Origin of the sequence: Pedobacter nyackensis, from assembly GCF_900176505.1 — a bacterium.
GTDB lineage: Bacteria > Bacteroidota > Bacteroidia > Sphingobacteriales > Sphingobacteriaceae > Pedobacter > Pedobacter nyackensis.
The window spans coordinates 397,252-418,827 of sequence record NZ_FWYB01000001.1 but is presented as its reverse complement, the minus strand read 5'-3'; the positions used below and the strand labels follow the sequence as shown (position 1 = coordinate 418,827).

Here is a 21,576-nt window from a genome sequence, read left to right as displayed (position 1 = left end):
ACTAAAAATGAGTCCTTTAGAGATACAACCATAATTGACCGATTTTTAATTCTAACTAAACCAAATACAATGAGAAAACTCTTAATTACAATGACGTTGATGCTATTTGTGTTCATGGTAAAAGCACAAACAGATTCTCTTGCTGCCTTTACCGGAACAATAAATCAAATCAGAAATATTAGCGGAAAGCCCTATCAACATGCATCATCAACAGATTATGGAACAGGTAATTGGTACAGAGATCTATCAGATCATACATCAGCCGACAATACAGGGACAATTCTAGTAGACGCTGACGGGAACAGGTGGAAGCGAATTTTTACCGGACCAATTAGTGTGAATTGGTTTGGTGCGAAGGGTGATGGGATTACTGATGACGGCACTGCAATTCAAAGTTGCTTTGACCGGGCTCAAAAATTCCAAACTATAATGTTTGAAAAAGGGACTTATAAATACACAGCAGTTAATCTTTCAAAAACTGATGTAAGTATTATAGGTAATAAAGCCAACTTACTAGGCACGATTAACATTGGCGACGACACTTTACGCACCTACACATCTACCATAAGTGGTTTAACATTTACACTTGCCGGAAATGCGATCCAGATTAAAAATTGTAGAAAGCTATTGATAACAGGTAATGTTTTTAATGGATGTGATAAATCTATTTATGTTAAACCCGAAATTACAGCAACTCATGCGAATGCCATGATTGAGATTAGTAATGGAAATATTTTTAATGATGTTAACTATTGTTTTTATGTAGACAGGCTTGCTACTGCCACATGGATGGCCACAAGTGATTGCACTTTTTCGGGAAATGTATCCAACAATACATTGATAACAGCAGTATATTGTAATGGGATAGATGGATTGAAATACAATAACAATGTTTTATTCTTTCCCTCGGATGCAGCCAGAAGAGTAAACAAAAAACACCACCTTAGAATAGATAAGCAATCGGATTGGGTAATCGTATCTAATAATAATTTTTTCGAATCTGGGGAAGAATCAATTTATGTGGAAAATTGTAAGGCACTGAATGTATCAGGCAATAACTTTGCCTGGACGGGCCAAAAAGGTGTTTACAGTGTAATTAGAGCTGCCGGAACCATTACCGATCCAATTATCAATATCACTGGAAATATTATTGACAACTTCTCCGGAAGCGTAATGGAAATTGATAGTACTACATACGGGATAATTAATGTTTCGGGAAATAACATCAATTATGCCAATACATTTACAAATTATTTTGGCACCCAGAATCTCGCCTTGATAGATCATTACATTATCAAAGCCGGTAGTTCATTCAATAAGCTTTCAGAAAAAAACAAGTATAACAATATTGTCAATTTAAAAAGCATTTATAAAAGTGGCGTAGTTTCAAAGTATGACGAATGGGGTACTTTCGCAGCTGATGCCTATGTAAATAAAACCCTCGTAACCAGTGGTGCTAGTGCTGTGGATTTATTAGGAATATTGGATACAGGCTTTTCACCTCTAACTTTTAGTGGTACAATTTTAATTACAGTAAAGAACGCAGCGTTTTCTAATGCCAATACATCTACCTATTACCTTTTGGTAAATAAAGCCAGTTCAGGTTCAAGTCCATTGGTTGCTGTAATTTCCAGCTTAGGGCTCTTGACAGGTGCAGGCGCCAGCTCTCCCTCTTTTTCATTTTCGATATCGGGTAATAAATTACTTGCAACTCCGATCAATAGTACGAGTGGAACATTCTATTTCTACGCCAAATCCCAAGGTGATTTAATCCTCACAGAATAATTAATTAAAATTATTTTTTTTCACATTCACCCATGTGCAAAGAAAACCAGTCTTTCTTAATATAGATAGACTGGTTTCTTTCCATAAAATAGAAACTAATACTGTATTTTTATTTTAACCAAATAGTAAGCTCGCGATTTTTTGAAACGATTAACTCAAATTATTAGTCAGAATAAATTAATATATGATCATGTGAGTGATGATGATGTATTATTAAGCGAGCTTAATCGTGGCAGTATGGCCGCATATCAGCAGATATTTTTAAAATATCATAAATTTCTATGTACTGAGGCTTTCAATTTATTGGGAGATGAAATGGAGTCTGATGACATTGTTCAGGTCTTGTTTATAGAGATTTGGGACAAAAAGCTTTATTTGAACATTAACTTATCCATTAAATCTTATTTAAGAATTGCAGTACGAAATAAGTGCTTGAGTAAAATTTCAAAAAATAGTACAAAAAGGAAGCTCCAGGATATCTATCATTTAAATTTTGAAGAACAAATTGCAGAGGATTATATGGAACGGAACGAATTAAACAGGGGAATGACTGCATCTATTAACGAGCTTCCCAGCCAGCGTTTACATGCATTTGATTTAGTTTACATGCAAGGCAAGCCATATAAAGAGGCCGCCACAGAAATGGGGATTACAGTAAATTCGTTAAAAACACATCTGAAGCTCGCTGTTAAAGTGCTTAGGATTAAATTACAAAGTTTTAGATAAATTCTCTCATTTATAAATTTTTGGAGTGTTATGGAAAGTAGTAAAGAGCATATTTCAAATTTATTGATTGACAAGATTACAGGAATGATTAGTCCTGAGGATGATCTGCGGTTAAATCTGATGCTCGATAATGATCCTGAAGTTCAAAAGGAATGGGAATCTTTAAAGCAAAAATTTTCATCTACACGAGCAAAAACATATATAGACAATATTGATAGTAAAAAAGAATGGCTCATCGTAAGCGAAAAATTAAATGCAAAGAAATCAATTTTTAAAATTAGTACTGCAAAAATAATTTCAGCAGCCGCAATCTTAATTATTGTCGGGTTTGTTGCCTTGCGTTATTTTAAATCGGCTGAGCATATTGCTAAACCACATCTTGCTTCGTCAATTAATCAGGATAAGGTAAGACTAAGTATTTCAACAGGGGAAACCATAAGCCTGACTGGTAATAAACAAATCATAAATATTGGAGACATAAAGGTTTTAAATAATAATAAGGCTTTATCCTATAGCAGAACTCAAAATCAGGCGATGGACTGGATGACCTTATCTGTCCCCGCTAAATTCGATTATAAGATTACATTGGCCGATGGAACAGAAGTATGGCTAAATTCAGTTTCCACACTTAAATTTCCAACAATTTTCGCAAAAGAATCCAGAGAGGTTTATTTGGAGGGGGAAGGTTTCTTTAAGGTAGCAAAGAATAAAAACTGTCCATTTATTGTCCATACTCCCAACTCCAAAGTACAGGTTCTGGGAACAACATTCAATGTAAATACATATCATCCACAATCCATGGTTGTCTCCTTATTAGAAGGCAAAGTATCATTGCATGCTAAAGGGAAGAACCATGTTCTTAATCCAGGTCATCAAGCTGTTTTAACAGACCAGGGTTTTAATGATCAACTTTTTAATCAGCAACGGGTACTAGGTTGGATGGATGGTGAGGAATATTTCAACAATTTATCATTAACAGATATAGGCGAAATTTTAAAGCGATGCTATGGTGTTAAAGTATTTTTTGAGCAGCAGGAAATTTCAAATTTTAAATTATCTGGTGTTATTTTTAAAAATAAACCTATCGAACTGTTTTTAAATAGCCTCGAAACTTCTTCCGAAATAAAAACCGAAATCAAGAACAATACCGTTCATATTTTTTATTAATTACGGTTTAAATTTGCCTTCTCTCAGAAATTGCTTCACCCATCGCATTATTTAATCAGTCTTATAAATAACCAAATTACTATAAACCGAATTAAATTATGAAGAAATTTCTATTTATTGTTATGTTTTTCACTGGCTTGTTAATTTCAAACGTACAAGCACAGGAACTGGGAAAGCTAACAATGTCTGGTGCGAGTGTTAGCCTTCAGGATATTTTTAATGCCATTAAAAAGCAGACAGGTTATACGGTCTTTTATAATAACAGTTTAATAAATGACCAGGATAAAATAAAAGTCAACTTTTCGAAATCTGACCTTAAAGTTGCATTATCAACCATATTACAAGGTAAAAATATTACCTGGACTGTGAATGACCGATTGATTATTTTAAAAAAAAATCAAGAAACAAACGGTAAAACAATTACGGATACCAAACAAAATACCAAGATCAAAATTATCGGAACCGTGATGGACAAAGATGATCATTCTGGTATACCAGGAGTTACCGTTAAAGTGAAAAATAGTATTAGCACCACCATTACAGGTGCTAATGGTTTTTATAGCATTGCTGCTGACGAGCCCGGAGTAATTACGTTTAGTTCAATTGGCTATCAAACTGTTGAGCTGGGCGTTAATACCTCAAAAAACATCAATATTGAATTGGTAAAAACGAATAGTGCATTAAATGAAGTGGTTGTTGTGGGATATGGGACACAACGAAAATCAGATGTCAGTAATTCGGTCTCGTCTATGTCTTCCAGTCAAATTGAAAAACAGGTTACCGGAAATGTCTTAAACACGATGGCAGGTCAAATGTCTGGCGTTGAAGTAAGACAAGGATCTGGTAGACCAGGTGATAATCCTACAATTAGGATCAGGGGGTCTGGCTCAATTAATGCGAGCAACGCCCCTCTTTATGTGGTAGATGGATTACCATTGGAAGATGCAAGCGATATTAATTCCTTAAATCCCAATGATATTGCCACAATTGATGTTCTTAAAGATGCCGCAGCAGCAGCTATTTATGGTTCAAGAGGCGGTAATGGTGTTGTTATTGTCACAACAAAAAAGGGAAAGGCCGGACAGGCGAAATTTGATTTTTCAGCCTATACTGGCATTAATTCTGCGTCAAAAAGAATAAAGGTTCTTGACAGGGATGAATACATTAAATATCAAATTGAAGGTTATCAAAGTAGCTGGATACAAAGTGGTGGCGACCCTAATGTTCCTAATGCCTCCAGGCCCGCTGCATATCGATATTTAGTGCAATATGATCACCCCGAAAATTTTCCCAACACCGATTGGCAAAGTGAAATAATGAGATCTGCTCCCATCTCTAATTATCAGCTTGGAGCACAAGGTGGTAGTGATAAGTTTAACTATTATATCTCGGGAAATTATTTTACACAACAAGGTATAATAAAGTCAACTGATATCAGTAAATACAATATGAGGGCAAACATCAACTCAAAATTAAATAACTATTTAGAAATAGGGCTAAATATTACACCAAGTTATAGCCTTGAAAACCTGAGGGGAACTGATGGGCATTTTAATGGTTCTTTAGGAGATGGAGCCACAATTTTAGCTGCATTAATGATGCCCCCAACAGTGCCGGCAAGGTATCCTGACGGCACTTATGGAATGACGCTGCAAAGCAATATTTTTGCTCCGGGTAATTCGGCAATTGTTTCACCTTTACAGCCATTAGATGATCCCAATTACATAAATAATAGAAGCATATTTCGTGTTCAGGGCATTAGTTTCTTAAATTTTAAACCCTTTAAATATCTAACATATAGACTTAGTTTTGGGGGTGATTATCGTATCAATGGAACAACATTTTATAGACCCTCTACTGTAAGTACAAGCTCGACGGCCGTTTTAACACCTGATAGAAAAGACCCCAATATTGCTAACATTGCAAGTACAGGTTCAGGCAGTTACGGTTATAATTTCAGTTGGGAAAATCAAGTAAACTATGCCAGAGCATTTAAAGGGGGACATACTATTAATCTCACTGGTGTTTACTCCGTTCAGAAAAGTAGTAGCAACTCGCTAAATCTTACCGGACAAAGTGGACGCTTTGATAACGATTTAATTCAAAATGTTCAAGGTGCTGCAGTAATCAATGGCACTTATGGAGTTCAACAATGGACACTGTTAAGTTATCTGGCACGTATTAATTATGATTATAAAAAGAAATACCTGTTAGCAACATCTATCAGAACAGATGGTGCAAGTCGTTTTGCATCTAACAAGAAGTGGGGAACTTTTCCTTCTATATCATTTGGATGGCGTGTTTCAGAAGAAAAGTTTATGAAAAAGATTCCCGCTATTTCAGAGTTAAAAATAAGGTCAAGCTATGGCTCAACGGGTAACTTTAGTATTGGAAACTATGGCTGGCAAAGTCTTTTAACAAGGGCGAATTATAACTTTGGAGCTGGCGATGGAGCCATTGCGACCGGATACGCAATAAATAATTTTCAAAATGACAACTTAACCTGGGAAACGAACAGGCAATCAGGTATGGGACTAGAAATAGGCTTATTTAAAAACAGGTTGTATTTTGTGACAGATCTCTACAGAAGACTAACCAAAGATTTACTATACAATCGCCCAATACCTGGTCTTTCAGGTTTCAATCAATATTTAGGAAACATTGGCAATATTGAAAATAAAGGAATAGAGTTTGAAATACGGACCCAAAATCTGGTTAACAAATTTAAATGGAATACGAATTTCAACTTATCTGTTAACAGAAACAAAGTACTAAAACTAGGGGATAAAAATGAGCCTATTCTAACTACAAGGGAAAATACGATTACTCAACTTATCCAGGTTGGTCAACCATTTGCCGTTTTTTATGGGTATAAAACGGATGGTATTTTCAAAGATCAAAATGATGTTGCTGCGCATCCTGATCAGAAATTTTCATCCGCATCAGGTCCCGGGGATACTAAGTTTGTTGATACTAATCACGATGGTGTAATAACAGACGCTGATAGGGTGATTTTAGGTAATCCAACCCCGAACTTTTCTTATGGCATCACCAATGATTTTTCATACAAGGCTTTTGATTTAAGCATTCAAATTCAGGGTGTCCAAGGTGGTGATATTTATTTTTTAGGGTCACGCTTTATAGGGACACAAAGCCTTGCGCAAAATCAACTTGAAGGAGCAATTCTAAATCGATGGAAATCTCCTTCGGATCCCGGCAATGGAAATTATCCAAGAACGGGAACAACACCATCAATTGGTCTGGTTCCTTCCAATATTCAGCGTTACTTATATGACGGCAGTTATCTTCGGATCAGAAATGTATCACTTGGGTATACTGTAAAGCCCGAGTTACTTAAAAAGTTCGGTTTTAGAAGTGCTAGAATTTATGCAACCGGACAAAACCTGTTTACATTCACTAAATACATTGGTTACAATCCTGAAGTTAATCAATTTGGCGAAAGTGTTACCAGTATAGGGATCGATTATGGATCATATCCACTCAATCGCTCATTTATTTTCGGGGCCAATTTATCATTTTAACATTTTAACATTTCGATAATTACATTATGAAAAAGACTTTATCTATAATCACAATATGCTGTTTGTTTTCCTTAGGCTGTGGGAAAAATTTTATTGAATTAAACCCAATTACCTCAGGTTCGACAAATGATTTTTATAAAACAGTCCAAGACATAACCAATGCCGTTAATGCTACTTATGCGAGTTTGCAAACTGCTAGCTCTTCTGATTACATTGTGGGAGATATTCCGACAGACGACTCCTTTGCAGATGCTGCCAGCTGCCTTGTAGGCCATTGCGATTTTGATTTATTTAATGTTATACCGGTCGGAACTACATCGGCAGGAGTCTTAAATACACGGTGGACAGCCTTATATAAGGGCATTAGCCGGGCCAACATTGTTCTTAGCCGAATTGATCCTGTCGCCTTTGGAAATGACATTGTAAAAAACAGAATGAAGGGTGAGGCTAAATTTTTACGTGCCTATTTCTATTATTCCTTAGTAACTACATTTGGTGATGTGCCATTAATTACCAAAGAGTTACAAAGTCCGGAAGAAACTTATGAATATGCGCGAGCACCTAAAGTAAAAATATATGAGCAAATTGAAACTGACTTAAAAGAGGCCTTTGAATTGCTACCTTCTACCTATGCCGCTGCTGATATCGGTAGAGCAACGAAATGGGCTGCTGAAGGTTTACTGGCACGGGTTCTTATGTTTCAGCGGAAATTTAGTGAAGCAAAACCTTATCTTAAGGATATAATTGACAATACCACTTCTCTTTACGGATTTCTACCCAACTATTCTGATGTGTTTAGATATAATAATGGAAATAATAAGGAAATCATTTTTGCAATTCAATATACCAGGGGCTTATCTCCAAGTCAAGGCAATGCCGCTCATGCCTATTTTGCACCTACAGGAAATTTCGTGCAACCAGTTGGTGGTGCTGGATATAATATACCGACGACTGATTTATATGACGAATTTGAAACCGGTGATGCGAGGAAGAGTAGCACAATGGCCTTAACAATAACAGTAGGTACCACAATAACCAGCAGACCTCATGTGAGAAAGTTTTTAGACCAGGGTATAATTCAAGGATTCGATATCAGTGTGGATTTTCCGATTCTTAGGTATTCAGATATTCTTTTAATGTATGCGGAATGTCAAAACGAAACTGGAGCAACCGGGGATGGGGTTCTATACTTAAATAAGGTACGAACTACTGCCAGAACAAATTTACCCCCTAAACTATTAACAATTAACCAACAAGACTTGCGCGTTGCAATAGAAAAGGAAAGGAGAATTGAATTTGCCTTTGAAGGATTGCATTTTTTTGATTTGGTAAGGACTAATCGTCTTATCCCAGTAATGAATGCTTATTTTTTGAAGAATGGAATAAAAAATCAAGGCGTACTTGTTCAGATAGATGATCATAATACTGTATTCCCGGTACCTCAACAGCAGATTGATACTAATCCTGATAAGATTACTCAAAATACCGGATACTAAGTATAACAGATAATTGTGAGTATCGCATGATGAATACCCTGAAAATTAAAATTGCCTGCTTAGGTTTAACTTTGATATTCTTCAAAGCAACACTATTAGCACAAGCTCAAACTAACTTCCCGATCAGAGATATTTTACGTCCAACGGAAAAAGTAAATATGGGTGGATATTTGGCTGATAAATTAGATGAATCTATAAATAACCGTATTCTAGCTCAGGATATAGATCGACTAATTGAACCGTTTAAACTTGAAAACAGAAAGGAAAGCAGCTTATGGCAGAGCGAGTTTTGGGGTAAATGGTTTACTTCGGCAGTTCTGGCTTATAGATACAAACCCGATAAGAGGCTAAAAAAAGCCCTTGAATATGCTGCGGAAGGTTTATTAGCCACACAAAGCGGAGATGGCTACATTGGGAATTATGCGAAGGATAAGCGTCTGCAACAATGGGATATTTGGGGCCAGAAATATTGTATGCTAGGCTTGCTCGCTTATTATGACCTTACTAAAAATAAAAAGGTACTAACTGGGGCTGTACATCTAGCAGACTATCTGATTGCTGAGTTGAATCGACAAGGAGGATTAATTGTTACAAAAGGCAATTACCGGGGAATGGCTGCTTCTTCGGTACTTGAACCCATTTGCTTGTTGTATAAATATACCAATGATAAAAAGTATCTGGATTTTGCGAAAGAGATTGTCAGACAATGGGAGACAGTACAAGGTCCTCAGTTATTAAGTAAATCGAAGACAAATGTAAGTGAACGATTTCCAAAACCAAAGAGTTGGTATAGTTATGCGCAGGGACAAAAGGCCTACGAGATGATGTCATGTTATGAAGGGCTTTTGGAACTTTACCGGTTGACAGGAGACGTTGCCTATAAATATGCAGTGGAAGATACCTGGGAAAATATCCGAAAAACTGAAATTAATATTGCGGGTTCAGGCGCCTCAACCGAAATGTGGTTTGGAGGTAAGGCCATGCAGAGTTTCCCTATTAATCATTACCAGGAAACTTGTGTTACCGTAACCTGGCTCAAATTAACTCATCAGTTACTCCGGCTAACGGGAGAAGTTAAATATGCAGATGAAGCAGAGAGAACCTATTATAATGCCTTATTAGGCGCCATGAGTGCAGATGGTGTAGTCTGGGCAAAATATACGCCGTTGAATGGCCAAAGGCTGCAAGGAAGTGAACAATGTGGAATGGGGTTGAACTGCTGTGAAGCCAGTGGCCCCAGAGGATTATTTAACTTACCACCTTATATTGTAACGGAGCGGAATAAGGGTCTACAAATTAATTACTTTGCTGAAGGCATATACCATGCGAAAAGTCCAACCAACCAAAAGGTCACGATCTTACAGCATACAGATTACCCACAATCAGGACTCATTCACATCAGTCTTGATAGGATTCAACCAGAGGCATTTGAAATCACTATTCGCATACCAGAATGGAGTAAACGAACTACTTTAACTATAAATGGTAAAAATATTGATAGTTTGCAATCGGGCCAATTGGCCAAAATTAAGCGTATTTGGAGATCAGGAGATCAGATTTCTTTAAAACTGGATATGCGTGGTCGTGTTATTGAAAGCGGTGGCTTCCCCCAAAATGTTGCTATTATGAGTGGCCCAATTGTTTTGGTCAGAGACGCCAGACTTGAAGACGGAGGTATCGAAGCTGTTTTAAAACCCGTTGTTGATCAGGACGGCTATATAGGCCTTACAAGATTATCTGGCCGTTCTGGAGGGCCTTTTATGACATTTGAGGCCAACTTTATTCCTGAATCCTATACGGAGTATCCCAAGGGGCCGGTAGCCGTATCGCTATGTGATTATGCTTCGGCAGGAAACGGACAGGAAAGTTCTTTTTACAAAGTATGGATGCCTCAGCTGGTTAACCCCAAAGAAAATTCTATTAAAAAGAAACCGAAATTATAGAATATGGTGATAATTATTAAAAGGTTGAGCGCATAAAACTAACTTGATAATATTTTTTGCCATCATTATATAAAGTGGTTCCATGGGGAGTTATCTCTTCGCCTACATTCAGCGTTTTCTTGTCCACCTGAAGGTTTAAATATTTTGCTTTCGTTGGTAAATAATAGGTGATGGTAGACATTTTACCGGAATCTGTATAATTTATAAACAGATATTCCTGTGCCTTTTTGTTATGGTATAAATAGATAAAACCGCCTTGTTTTTTAGGGCCACCATACACTTCCGAAAAACCTTTTTTCTTTAACATTTGTGGATGCAGTTTGCCAGGTCCATCCCAAAAATCAAATATCCCTGGATAACGAAAAGTTTGTGCCATCGTTTTTTGAGGCAAAAATGCGAAAAGGGAAATACATAGAAAGGATAAGTAGTTTTTATAACTGGTTTTCGTCATGATAGCTAAAGGTAACGTGTTTTACTTTACAGTTGGTCTGATATGGGTTTCGCAACCAAACAATTTTCTTTCTTCGTTTTTGGTTTACACTTGATAAACTTCACATCTTCATCAGAAGAGGCTACTATATTTAAACTATCACCAGGTACCAGAAATTGTACATTCTCGAAAGTTAGTTTTCGTACGCCAAGTAAACTGATTTTGGAATCTTTTGTCTCAATTGTAGCATTTTTTACGGAAAAACCATTTACATCCGCTGCTGTAAATAACTTATCTGATTTAACTTTCACCTGCTCTATTTGCACATTACTTAATGGGCTTTCAGGGATACCATTAATCTTCACAAACTGACTTGAACGTTCCACTACAATATTCCGTGCTACAATATTTTTGAACACTGGGGTAAGTGAATTGATTACTCTGGTTGGGAGCCTGTTAGCCAAGTCACCAACATGTTGTGCACTTCCTAGCATATCCCAGTTAAAAGCTGTACCATTAATAGTCATTCTAATTCTATCATAGTATATATTTTCGGCTCCACCACCACGAGGCCTACGGGTTTTAAAGCGAATTCCAGTTCCAGTTTCGTCAAAAACGCAGTCGTGCACGTATAAATTCCGAATCATTCCTGCCGTTTCACTCCCCACCGTAACCGCTCCATGCCCTTCTCTGGCCAGACAATATCGCATTACAATATTTTCTGAAGCTTTGTTTACGCGAATCCCATCTTCACCACGTCCAGCTTTGATGGTAAAGCAATCATCCCCGCTACTCAGCGTACTGTATTCGATCAATACATTTTTTGAGGACTCTATATCGATGCCGTCACCACGTGGAATACCTACAGAATTCACGGTCACACCGCGAATAATCACCCTGTCACAATAAACAGGAACGATATTCCAGAATGCAGTGTTCTCTAATGACACACCTTCGATCAGCACGTTTTTACAGTTTATGGGTGAGATGAACATTGGCGGAAGAATTGGACTACCATTTTGTCCTTCATAAATGCGCTGTGAAACGGGCTTACTAAGATCCACAAACTCTTCAATAACCTGGGTAGTCATTGTACGTGTGCGGACTGAGCCACCTTTTACCGGGCCTATCAGGCGTCCTTTCCCTGTTAGTGCAATATGCTCTTGTCCGTTGGCATAGATACAAGCGCCGAGCGACATGACCTCTATCCCTTCATTTCTGGTAAAAACTGCTGGCAGATAGTCTGCGATCTCTCCGCTAAAATGCAATTCGGCTCCATCTTCCAGATGTAGGTTTACATTACTCTTTAAAGTTATACGACCAGTTAACCATTTCCCTTTTGGAATAATGGCTGTACCACCCCCCTTAGCATTTAAATCGTCAATAGTTTGCTGAATTTGTCTGGTCACTTTCGTTCCATCCCTGGCTCCATTAGCTACAATACTTGCACTTAGCGCTGGAAACGAAAGCTTCTTCAATTGCGGCATTTGAAAAGGTGCGTTAATTGGCGCAATATGATCAGGAAGATTTAGCGCTCCGACCTGATGTTTGAACGGAACCAGGTTTAACTGATTTGAAGATATTTTTTCTTTTCTAAAGGAACAGGAAATAAAAAAAACTGAAAGGAATGCAAGTCCTAAATAGTGTTTTAAATTTCTGCAAGCGGAATTATGCATTCTAAATTTATTTAAATGTGCTAACAAATTAAATACCGAAGATATTATCGCAAAGTACGTTTTCCCTTCCTATGTTTCCTATTGTAAAACACATTTACTGATAAATTTAAAGTTCAGATTACATTTCTACCTGCGAACGTTTTTCTGTAAAGTATGTGCAATATTTTGTACAGAAGTTGTAAATCATGGTGACACTTCAATCTCAAAGGAAATTCATGATGACTCTCATTCAGAAGTTGAAGTGATTATAGAAGGAAATGGAACTATTAAAGTGCCAATTTCAAAAATTGAAGACGAATTTATCGTGATTAATATGATTTCTGGGATTATTCCTCCTCCTTCATATAGTATTGTCCCTGCTTTATTTGAAATAAACCCGAAAATATATGAAAAGAGTTTTGGGCCTGATACTTATGTTGCATGTAAACAATTTGTAAAAGAAAACACAGTTGCTAAAAACCCTTTTGTACTTGAATTTAGCGGTGGTGCTGGCAGCGGTGCTCCAAGAGGATTACTTTAGGCCTGATAGATACAAGAGAGCGTTAATTTAGGGGTTTATCGAAAGATAGCCCCTTTTTTATGCTGCCTAATACGGGTTATCATGGTTCAAAAAACCTTTCACTAATGCTATGGTTGCCGCCTGCATCTGTAAGAAAAAAAGTCAGACATGCCTTCGCCAGCAATTTCAGCCCAGCGGTTAACATCTAGCAAACGCTTCTTCACTGTTTGGAAAAAGTGAACTGCTTCAACGTCAGAACTGAGCTCTAGTTATTCATATACCGGATATCCTCCAGGCACCAACTCTTCAGCGGTTAAGACCTCGCAGTTTTCACGCCATTTCCCATAAAGATTTCGCCAAGCAATGCTCCATGAAATATTATTTTAAAAGTACCTGCCTCCTCTGGATGGATATTAAGGCTAAACATAGGGCGAATAGAATAGTTTGCAGCTTATGAATCTGGAGACCTCAGATCATCGTTGGCCAGCGATTTCTTCCAGGGATCATCTTTATCGGTGGCTTTTCCTATCAGCGGAGCTTCAGGATCGGTACCTCCCATCAATTCGTCACCAGAATCCAGATGAGTTACACTGGGCTGTTCCTTTGTCAATATATACTTCAGCGCTTCATAAAGTGCGATACCAATTAAGGCATTTTTAATGAATCCCATTGTTTTCCTATTTGCTGAAATAACAAGTACCTGCTAAAAAGGTTTAACCGGAAAAGCGAAATTATTGGCACAATTGATGCATATTCACTGGGGTATAATTTCAAATTTATTTTAGGTATGAATGGACAGACAAATTTCGACTGCCACGACTTTTTTGACAATACAAACCTGTGCATTCTGGAGATCTCCTTATCAGATGAAAATGATGAACAAACACATTATGAATGGCTGCTGATAAATAAGGGGAACCTTTCCATAAAAAAAATGCTACTCAAAACTCAGGATAGTTCTTCCTCTATACAGGAGCGGTTCTTCGATCTCGGATTTCTGAAATATGAAGTGGCATCCGGAGTTTTTATCGAAGCTGCAGCTAAAGACTTGCACCACCTGGAACATAAAAACTGTGAAGATATTCCCCAATATTACCTTACAGCTGTGAACAACTACCTCAGTGCAAACATGATTCTGTAAGAAATCAACCGATCAACACGCTGGTATCCAAACACCATCGCTCCAACGTTTTGATAATCAGCCATAACTACAAAAAACATAGACTTATGGCTAATTATAGTCGCAAGATCGTAACTAAGCTACAGGTAAATGGTGTGAAGAAACTATCCACTACCAAATAAATGAAGGCCTTCAGAGATTAATCTAAAGGCCTTCGTTGAAACTTGATTATCCGATATAAAAAACTTTCGGATAATCTTCCCATGTTGTTCCCAAGGTGGGAGGTTGGGTATCCCCTTTCGTCAAAATCTCGAACACTTTTGTGGCAGGTTTGAAACGTATAGTGACTTTAGATGAACTTTATTTCGGATGATGAAAGCGGCTTATACTTTATAATACTGTTCCCATCCTTTACGCGGCGGTGGGCCTATCAGTAATTCATTCGCATTTTTACTACTGGTAATTATTTTCTTTTTTCTGTCGAAAACAATTTTTTCTCCTGTCCACTGCGCCAGTACGCCAAGACAGAATACCTGGCTTAATGGTCCTGCGATGTCGAAAGATGAGCGTGTTTGCTCCTCGCCCTTGCATGCTTTCAGGAAATTAGCGAAGTGATTTGACGGACTTTGGGGTACAACCGGCAAACGGGAAGCCATTTCTTTTGCTTTTTCAACGGGGATAACAGATAGGGTGCTGTTGTGCGAACCACCTTTAAAAGTTAAATCTTTGCTGTAAATTATCTTACCCGGATTTAACTGGGCTGTACTAATAGGGCCATTGCTAGGCGGTGGAATGTTAGGATCTAGACCTTGCACACCGTATCCAGCTGGTATAGGCGGAAGATTGTCAATTCCATCGTACCATTTAACTTCTACTGGCGGCATGCTGCCACGTTTCGGAAATTTAAAGGAGAGTGTTGTAGACGTTGGATAGAAAAAGTCATTGTGCCCTTCTAATTTTATGGGGTTTACTTCGTAAGGAAGACCAAGGTCCAGGAACTGGTGGGAAGTATCAAGGATGTGCGCACCCCAATCTCCCAAAGCACCCATGCCAAAGTCGAACCAGCAACGCCATTGACCATTCACAAAATCTTTGTTAAACTGATGTCCCTTGGTTTGCATCTGCCAGATATCCCAATCGAGCGTAGCCGGAATAGGTTGTGCAACCGGGAATGAAGTGATTTTGGTATCCCATCGATGCCAGCGCCTTCCCATATTCATATGTGCGGTAATCGCTGTTACATCTTTAATAATCCCAGCATCTGTCCAGGATTTAAACTGGAAATAATTGGCTTCCGAATGCCCCTGATTACCCATTTGGGTTACCACTTTCCGGTTTTTCTTTGCCGCTTTCATCATCAGTTCTACTTCTTGGAACGTACGGGCCATTGGTTTTTCAACATACACATGCTTGCCAAGGCCAATGGCCATCATGGTAATTGGGAAATGGGAGAAATCGGGCGTACCAATGGAAACCGCTTCAATCTGGTTACCCATTTTATCGAACATCTGCCGAAAATCTTTAAACCGCGGTACATTCGGAAACTGTTTTAATATAGCCAGTGTGTGTGGAGCTTCCATATCCACATCACATAAAGCTACAATATTAGCCAGTCCGGTGTTGTAGAGTTCACGAATAATTTCACCCCCGCGGTTTCCAATACCAACGCAGGCAAGGTTTACTTTTTCGGCAGCTCCAAAACGCAATGGGTTTTTCCCATTCGCAAATAAAAAACCGGGAGTTGCAGCTGCTGCAGAGGCCATTAAGGCCTGTGTTAAAAATTTTCTTCTTGAATTATTATGATTAGTCATTTCAAAGGATTGTTATGTTAGTAAATGCAGTATCAGCTTTTGTTTATTTTAACTCCCTGATTTTGATACTTCTGAAGCTTACTTCATTGCCATGGTCTTGTATTAAAATATGGCCCTTTTGTGCTTCGCCAAAACCCGGCCACGCCTTGTATTTGCTGATGGCAACAAGATCACGGAAAGCCTGTGAGCCACGTTCGTAAGACAATATTTTTACGCCATTCAAATAATGCTCAACGTGGTTGTCCGGATAAACAACAACCCTTGCCGTATTCCAGTTACCAGGCTGGCGGAAGGAACCTTTTTTTGCTTTGATCAGATCGTATAATGAGCCAAGCGTACGGTTACCGTCTCTGCCCAGTTTTGCATCCGGATGTAAGTTGTCATCGAGTAATTGATATTCCAATCCTATGGCCGAACCATCGTTCTTTTCCTTCAATGTCACAAAATATTTCAAACCGCTGTTTGCGCCCTTTGTTAATTTAAAATCGAACGACAAGTCGAATGCTGCAAACTGATGTTTGGTCACAATATCACCTCCATTTGCTGATTCGTCACCATTTGATGGCAATACGTTCAACAGGCCATTTTTTACTGCCCAGCCCTTATCCGGAAAAGTTGGTTTATAGGCGCCAACCCAGCCTTTTGTACTCCTGCCATCAAACAATAATTTCCAGCCGCTCTCCTGCTCATAATCCGTAAGGTTATTGGCAACCAGGTTAACAACGTAAAGGCCTTTTGGAAAAGCAAGCGGCTTTATGTTTTTTGTCTGAATACGGATATTCTTCCAGTATATGTTAATACCGGCATGTTCCGGTCTGCCAATTGAATGCACCTGCAGGGCAATAATACCCTGGTTATCTTTCAAGGAATCCACCAGATAAGAAACAGGTGTACCATCCAGCCAGGTCTTCACGGTATTACCGATACATTCTATACGGATCTTGTGAAAAACGTTAGGTGCGAAAAATTTCTGGCCTTTTGGATTGTTCGACACAGGATATAACCAGCTTCTCCTGCCTTCCTCATAAATACCACCAGTCCATTTACGAGATGAAGGATCAAATTCGTATTGATAGCCATATATTCTTCCCTGTCCTTTGTTCACCGCCGCATCAAAATTACTTTTGAACTGCACACCTGAATTGGTGCTGGTATCGCTCATCATTGCTTCCAGTTCCAGCACAAAATCGCCACTAAAACGCTGCTCATTTGCCAAAAACGAATTGGGCGACTTTGCAGCTGTGGTCCCGACTATCATACCGTCTTTCACAGTATAGCTGGCAGAACCGGTCATCTGTTTCCAGCCGTTAAGTGTTTTACCATCAAACAACGATTGCCAGTTATTTGACTGGGCACCAGCGTTAAATACAATTAGTAAAAAGAAGATGGTTAAGTTTTGTTTCATTTGTGTGTTAATTGTTTATTTAAGTTAATTCGGGGCTTTCAGAATGTTCTTATACAACGATTCACCCTAAGCCCCAAAAATTATCAAGAAAAAATGAATATTAATTGATCAAGCACATTCATAACGTCTAATGTTCCAGGAAGAAAAAAAGATGTTGACACTTTGATGTTGCTTCCTGGTTTCACTCCCTTTAAAATAGTTTGGTTACTGATATTTTCAACTCTAACCTCCTGACTTCCCCCAATCCCTTCATATTTTAATGTTGTATATAAAATACTTGAACTGGCTATTGGATTCCACACAATCGAAAGATCTCCATTTTGTTGTTTGGTAATGGAAGCAACAGCTCTATTTTTTAAGCCCTTTATAAAGACATCTCCAAAAACCGATATGGATATTTGTTTCGGTATCGAGAAAAGACCTTTATCATTTTTCGCGATGAATTCAAAAATATAGTCTTTCTCGTTTAAATTTTTCAATTCGATTTCCATAGGAACCCTTCCATTATTATTCCGAACTACATCAACAACAGTAGAATCCTGTCTTTTATTCCAATAAATTACTGTTTTGGTAATGCGAGGATCGGCTTTAATTTCCCATGATAACTTAGCTCTATTATACCCGGGTTTTACCTTAATAGAATCTACAACTCCTAGATATAAATCTTCGCCACGATGATAAAACTCACCGGAAACATCATACATACCCTTGTCACATGAAGTAAGCACACTTACAACAAGAAACGTAACAAAAGAAACTATCAGTGTTTTACATTTTATTTTCATAATATGAATCAATTTTAATCTATCGTGTACCATCATCTCCAAATATTGACAATTCAGCAAAATGAATTGCGTTTGTTTTCTGCCAGGTTTCCTTTATCACAAACCTTAAATAACGCATCTTCCCTACTCCAGGTTCAAGGATATATTCAAACCCTGCCTGCTCAACAGCCTTATCTTCATTAGTACTTTGTCCAACAGGTAAACCTGAAGGTTTAACTTCTTCAAAATCACCTAGAAGCGTCCATTCATTTTTCCAATCCTGCGTTTGCCAATAGGGGTCAAGTCGATCGTGACTCATGCTATTACTTCCCCATACTTCAAAATAGCGTGGGTTGTGTTGCGCATAAGAATAATCTAACCTATTCCACAAAACCAGCCGACTGAGTAGCGCATTCACGCCAAGATCGATTGTAAACGTTTCCGGCATGATAAATGGTTTCGTTGCATCAGTGTGCCATATCACGTTGACATTCCCATCCCAAACATTTGCCAATGGTCTGCCACCATTAATTGAATTATTATCCCCCAACAGGTATCCATCTTTAAATTTCTTCTTATCAAATATTTTTTCAAATAACGGGGTAGCTTCCAGAATTAAAGTATCCGTTTTATTCCCAAAACGATCCATAATTTGTATCCCAAACTTTCGATTTTTTGTATCAAACCCTCTTAAGGAACGCTTATCTATCGGTTTACTTGAAAATGTCAAACTTTTCTCTTCCCATTTTCCTTCATCGCTAAGTGCATACAGAAAAAAACCCAATAAGTCCTTATTTTCATTTTTCCATTTGAAAAGGACACCGCTAAAATCAGCTTCCATTTCTATCGTTTCAAATACAGCCTTAAAATTAGGTTCCTTTGGTAAAAAACTTCCTTTAAAAGGTTGGGATTTGTTTTCGCTATGATCCACAAGGAAAAGAGAAAAATCCGTTGGTTTAACCTGCACTAATCCCTCTATTGTAATAAAATTTTGATATATAGATGATCGTGTTACCTTTTTTTCTCCTGAACTGGAAGTATACTCGCATAAAACATAAGATATATCATTTTCATTTGGCAAATTATAGCTAATAACAGCCCCACCTGCGGTAGGTTCTGCTTTTATATCGGTGACTGATGCGGGTGCTTTTTTATCATTCGGACGCTGACCAATTGGTTCCTCCTTGCAGGCACTAAAGAAAATAACCAATAATACTGCTGTTTTCAGTTTTCTTAAAACCGGACCTTGAAGGTCATTTCTAAATATCTTCATATATTAATTTATTAAGCATAAAAAATTACCAACCCGGGTTTTGCATTAAACTAGAGTTCTTAATAATAGCGGTCTGGTTTAACGGCCATAAGTAATCTTTATAGGTATAATTACGTTTTTGAAAATAGGTTGTTAAAGAATAATAATTCAAATCTTTGCCTTGAAAATTCCAGCCCTCAATGGGTTGATTTAAATATTTCACTGCATCTTTCCACCTTCTTAAATCAAAGGCCCGCTGACCTTCAAATGCGAATTCGATCATACGCTCATGCTTAATGATTTCACGCATACCTTCTTTGGTCGTAGGTTTACCTGGTATAGAAGAATATTTATTCCAGGATGCGAGCACTCCTTCTAGTCCCGCCCGATTCCTGATTTTGTCGATCCATTGGTACACTTCGTTATCAGGGACATTCTTCACTTCATTAAGCACTTCTGCATATAGCAAATAAAGATCACTTAATCTGATTACCGGTATCGTATAATTATAAGCACTCGGACCTGTACCCGTAATTGAAGAACGGAAACTAACCAATTTCTTAATAAAATACCCGGTTTGAATATGTTGTGCACTAAAAGTAGCTGCCATTGCCTCACCAGCTCTATTCTTAACCGTACCGGTTGTAATTCCCGATTGGGATTGGACATCATAAAGCCCTCTATCAAAACCTAAGTGTGCATAAAAGCGTGCCTCACGTTTATAATTCAATTTTGCAGTAGTTTCACCAGCAGCTATATAATATTTATGTGTTTGGTCCGCATTTCTTTGCGTACTGAATCGATTAGCATAGTCCCATGATAAATCTTCATCTATTGGAACTCCACGATCCGTATAATACTGTTCTGCAATTTTCATTGGAGCTGATAACTCTTGAACCCCTACTACCAAAGCATTGTAAAAATTTGGTGTACAATAATTTTGGAAACCATTTGCTGATGTAGTAGGTGCAAAAATAATTTCAGGGTTTTGGGTGGCCCTTTCAGTTACTGCTCCCCGCAGCGTAAAATTCATGGCTATTTCACCTGTAATATTAAATAGTGGATTCTTATAGTCATAGAGTTTATGACCATTTTCTTCCGCCAGCTCAATCGCAAATTTTACTGCGTTTAATGCCCGCGACCATTTTTCCGGATCTACATTAGCTGGAAATAATTTGGTGCCCTGCTTATCAGTAATGTTGGCGTAATCTGGATTACCGTTCAGTAAAGGACTAGCTGCCCAAACTAAAACTTTAGCTTTTAGCGCAGCGGCAGCGGCTTTTGTAGGTCGCCCCATCTCCTTCGCAGGGTCATCGATCATATCTGGTAAGTTAGTCATGGATTCGTCCAAAGTATTAACTATAAAGTCAATTACCTTATCCACAGGATCACGGTAAACCTTAACTGCAGACGGCTCGACATTTACCGGCAGATTTTTATCAATAATTGGAATAGGCCCATACATTTGAAAAAGAAAATAGTGTAAATACGCTTTCACAAATTTGACTTCAGATATCCAACGGGCTCGTTCATATTCTGATATATCACGAATCCTCCCAATATTTTCTAAAAAAATATTGCAATCCCGAATTCCGATCCATAAACTTTTCCCTCCATTTCCTCCATCCCAATAGTTTTGAAAAGGATTAGTAATATTTTGATTCCCGCGCGCTATTTGTGATCCGCTAAAATCATTCATTGCAGAATAATCAATATCCCACCATATTTCATCGGATCCAACATTACCCGGATAATCAAATGGAGAGTTTTGATTAGGCATCATGTTAAAACAAGTAAACAGAAACTTCTCTGCACTATTTCGATTACTAAAAGCATTATCTAAAGTTGCTACACCATCCGGAACTACATCCAAAAACTTTGAACAACCAAAGAAATTTACAATCAATAGTACCAGAAAACCTAGCTTACAATTCCTTATTATAGTTTTCATATTCTTTAT

16 protein-coding genes are annotated in these 21,576 nt (G+C 38.0%); 8 read left to right on the top strand and 8 right to left on the bottom strand.

From position 1 onward, the window contains the following. Nucleotides 1-69 precede the first annotated feature (69 nt). The 6 genes from B9A18_RS01755 to B9A18_RS01730 all read left to right on the top strand — a co-directional run bounded on the left by B9A18_RS01755 (nt 70) and on the right by B9A18_RS01730 (nt 10,659). Nucleotides 70-1,785: a hypothetical protein gene (locus B9A18_RS01755; protein WP_144009366.1), complete on the top strand. Its 1,716-nt coding sequence runs from the start codon at nt 70-72 to the stop codon at nt 1,783-1,785. Nucleotides 1,786-1,926: 141 nt separating this feature from the next. Continuing rightward, nucleotides 1,927-2,511, top strand: coding sequence for a sigma-70 family RNA polymerase sigma factor (locus B9A18_RS01750; protein WP_084286942.1), 585 nt, complete (start codon nt 1,927-1,929; stop codon nt 2,509-2,511). Nucleotides 2,512-2,541: 30 nt separating this feature from the next. Further along, nucleotides 2,542-3,678, top strand: coding sequence for a FecR family protein (locus tag B9A18_RS01745; protein ID WP_084286941.1), 1,137 nt, complete (start codon nt 2,542-2,544; stop codon nt 3,676-3,678). 98 nt (nt 3,679-3,776) lie between these two features. Beyond that, on the top strand, nt 3,777-7,220 hold the full coding sequence (locus B9A18_RS01740) for a TonB-dependent receptor (RefSeq protein WP_084286940.1): 3,444 nt from the start codon (nt 3,777-3,779) through the stop codon (nt 7,218-7,220). Nucleotides 7,221-7,246: 26 nt separating this feature from the next. Next, nucleotides 7,247-8,716 (top strand): RagB/SusD family nutrient uptake outer membrane protein, encoded by a 1,470-nt coding sequence (locus B9A18_RS01735; protein WP_084286939.1) that lies wholly within the window; start codon nt 7,247-7,249, stop codon nt 8,714-8,716. A gap of 26 nt (nt 8,717-8,742) precedes the next feature. Then, nucleotides 8,743-10,659: a glycoside hydrolase family 127 protein gene (locus tag B9A18_RS01730; protein ID WP_200816290.1), complete on the top strand. Its 1,917-nt coding sequence runs from the start codon at nt 8,743-8,745 to the stop codon at nt 10,657-10,659. Between the two features lie 16 nt (nt 10,660-10,675). Here B9A18_RS01730 and B9A18_RS01725 read toward each other — a convergent pair whose 3' ends face one another. Both B9A18_RS01725 and B9A18_RS01720 read right to left on the bottom strand, forming a co-directional pair. Continuing rightward, complete coding sequence (locus B9A18_RS01725) at nt 10,676-11,035, bottom strand: hypothetical protein (protein ID WP_084286938.1); 360 nt, start codon at nt 11,033-11,035, stop codon at nt 10,676-10,678. Between the two features lie 101 nt (nt 11,036-11,136). Beyond that, complete coding sequence (locus B9A18_RS01720) at nt 11,137-12,765, bottom strand: glycoside hydrolase family 28 protein (protein ID WP_084286937.1); 1,629 nt, start codon at nt 12,763-12,765, stop codon at nt 11,137-11,139. 241 nt (nt 12,766-13,006) lie between these two features. On the opposite strand from B9A18_RS01720, the gene B9A18_RS01715 reads away from it, so the two are divergent. Continuing rightward, a complete protein-coding gene (locus tag B9A18_RS01715; protein ID WP_084286936.1) occupies nt 13,007-13,285 on the top strand; it encodes a hypothetical protein in 279 nt (92 codons plus the stop codon). Between the two features lie 430 nt (nt 13,286-13,715). Here B9A18_RS01715 and B9A18_RS01710 read toward each other — a convergent pair whose 3' ends face one another. Continuing rightward, complete coding sequence (locus tag B9A18_RS01710) at nt 13,716-13,934, bottom strand: hypothetical protein (protein ID WP_084286935.1); 219 nt, start codon at nt 13,932-13,934, stop codon at nt 13,716-13,718. Between the two features lie 117 nt (nt 13,935-14,051). On the opposite strand from B9A18_RS01710, the gene B9A18_RS01705 reads away from it, so the two are divergent. Then, nucleotides 14,052-14,405: a hypothetical protein gene (locus tag B9A18_RS01705; RefSeq protein ID WP_084286934.1), complete on the top strand. Its 354-nt coding sequence runs from the start codon at nt 14,052-14,054 to the stop codon at nt 14,403-14,405. A 362-nt stretch (nt 14,406-14,767) separates the two neighbouring features. On the opposite strand, the gene B9A18_RS01700 is transcribed toward B9A18_RS01705, so the two are convergent. From B9A18_RS01700 to B9A18_RS01680, 5 genes are all read right to left on the bottom strand, one after another. Beyond that, entirely contained in the window at nt 14,768-16,195 is a 1,428-nt protein-coding gene (locus B9A18_RS01700; protein WP_084286933.1) for a Gfo/Idh/MocA family protein, read from the bottom strand. Nucleotides 16,196-16,238: 43 nt separating this feature from the next. Continuing rightward, nucleotides 16,239-17,600, bottom strand: a complete 1,362-nt coding sequence (locus tag B9A18_RS01695; RefSeq protein WP_084286932.1) for a 3-keto-disaccharide hydrolase — start codon at nt 17,598-17,600, stop codon at nt 16,239-16,241. Between the two features lie 83 nt (nt 17,601-17,683). Then, on the bottom strand, nt 17,684-18,385 hold the full coding sequence (locus B9A18_RS01690; protein WP_159452578.1) for a DUF4998 domain-containing protein: 702 nt from the start codon (nt 18,383-18,385) through the stop codon (nt 17,684-17,686). A 19-nt stretch (nt 18,386-18,404) separates the two neighbouring features. Then, nucleotides 18,405-19,637, bottom strand: a complete 1,233-nt coding sequence (locus B9A18_RS01685) for a DUF5000 domain-containing lipoprotein (protein ID WP_084286930.1) — start codon at nt 19,635-19,637, stop codon at nt 18,405-18,407. 25 nt (nt 19,638-19,662) lie between these two features. Beyond that, the gene (locus B9A18_RS01680; RefSeq protein ID WP_084286929.1) at nt 19,663-21,567 is read right to left on the bottom strand and encodes a RagB/SusD family nutrient uptake outer membrane protein; all 1,905 of its coding nucleotides are present in this window, start codon (nt 21,565-21,567) and stop codon (nt 19,663-19,665) included. Between the last annotated feature and the right edge of the window lie 9 nt (nt 21,568-21,576).

Bases quoted from the DNA above. Each gene is read 5' to 3' on its own strand.
- B9A18_RS01755 (WP_144009366.1), top strand. From the start codon at position 70: ATGAGAAAACTCTTAATTACAATGACGTTGATGCTATTTGTGTTCATG.
- B9A18_RS01745 (WP_084286941.1), top strand. From the start codon at position 2,542: ATGGAAAGTAGTAAAGAGCATATTTCAAATTTATTGATTGACAAGATT.
- B9A18_RS01740 (WP_084286940.1), top strand. From the start codon at position 3,777: ATGAAGAAATTTCTATTTATTGTTATGTTTTTCACTGGCTTGTTAATT.
- B9A18_RS01735 (WP_084286939.1), top strand. From the start codon at position 7,247: ATGAAAAAGACTTTATCTATAATCACAATATGCTGTTTGTTTTCCTTA.
- B9A18_RS01730 (WP_200816290.1), top strand. From the start codon at position 8,743: ATGATGAATACCCTGAAAATTAAAATTGCCTGCTTAGGTTTAACTTTG.
- B9A18_RS01725 (WP_084286938.1), bottom strand. From the start codon at position 11,035: ATGGCACAAACTTTTCGTTATCCAGGGATATTTGATTTTTGGGATGGA.
- B9A18_RS01720 (WP_084286937.1), bottom strand. From the start codon at position 12,765: ATGCATAATTCCGCTTGCAGAAATTTAAAACACTATTTAGGACTTGCA.
- B9A18_RS01710 (WP_084286935.1), bottom strand. From the start codon at position 13,934: ATGGGATTCATTAAAAATGCCTTAATTGGTATCGCACTTTATGAAGCG.
- B9A18_RS01705 (WP_084286934.1), top strand. From the start codon at position 14,052: ATGAATGGACAGACAAATTTCGACTGCCACGACTTTTTTGACAATACA.
- B9A18_RS01700 (WP_084286933.1), bottom strand. From the start codon at position 16,195: ATGACTAATCATAATAATTCAAGAAGAAAATTTTTAACACAGGCCTTA.
- B9A18_RS01695 (WP_084286932.1), bottom strand. From the start codon at position 17,600: ATGAAACAAAACTTAACCATCTTCTTTTTACTAATTGTATTTAACGCT.
- B9A18_RS01690 (WP_159452578.1), bottom strand. From the start codon at position 18,385: ATGAAAATAAAATGTAAAACACTGATAGTTTCTTTTGTTACGTTTCTT.
- B9A18_RS01685 (WP_084286930.1), bottom strand. From the start codon at position 19,637: ATGAAGATATTTAGAAATGACCTTCAAGGTCCGGTTTTAAGAAAACTG.
- B9A18_RS01680 (WP_084286929.1), bottom strand. From the start codon at position 21,567: ATGAAAACTATAATAAGGAATTGTAAGCTAGGTTTTCTGGTACTATTG.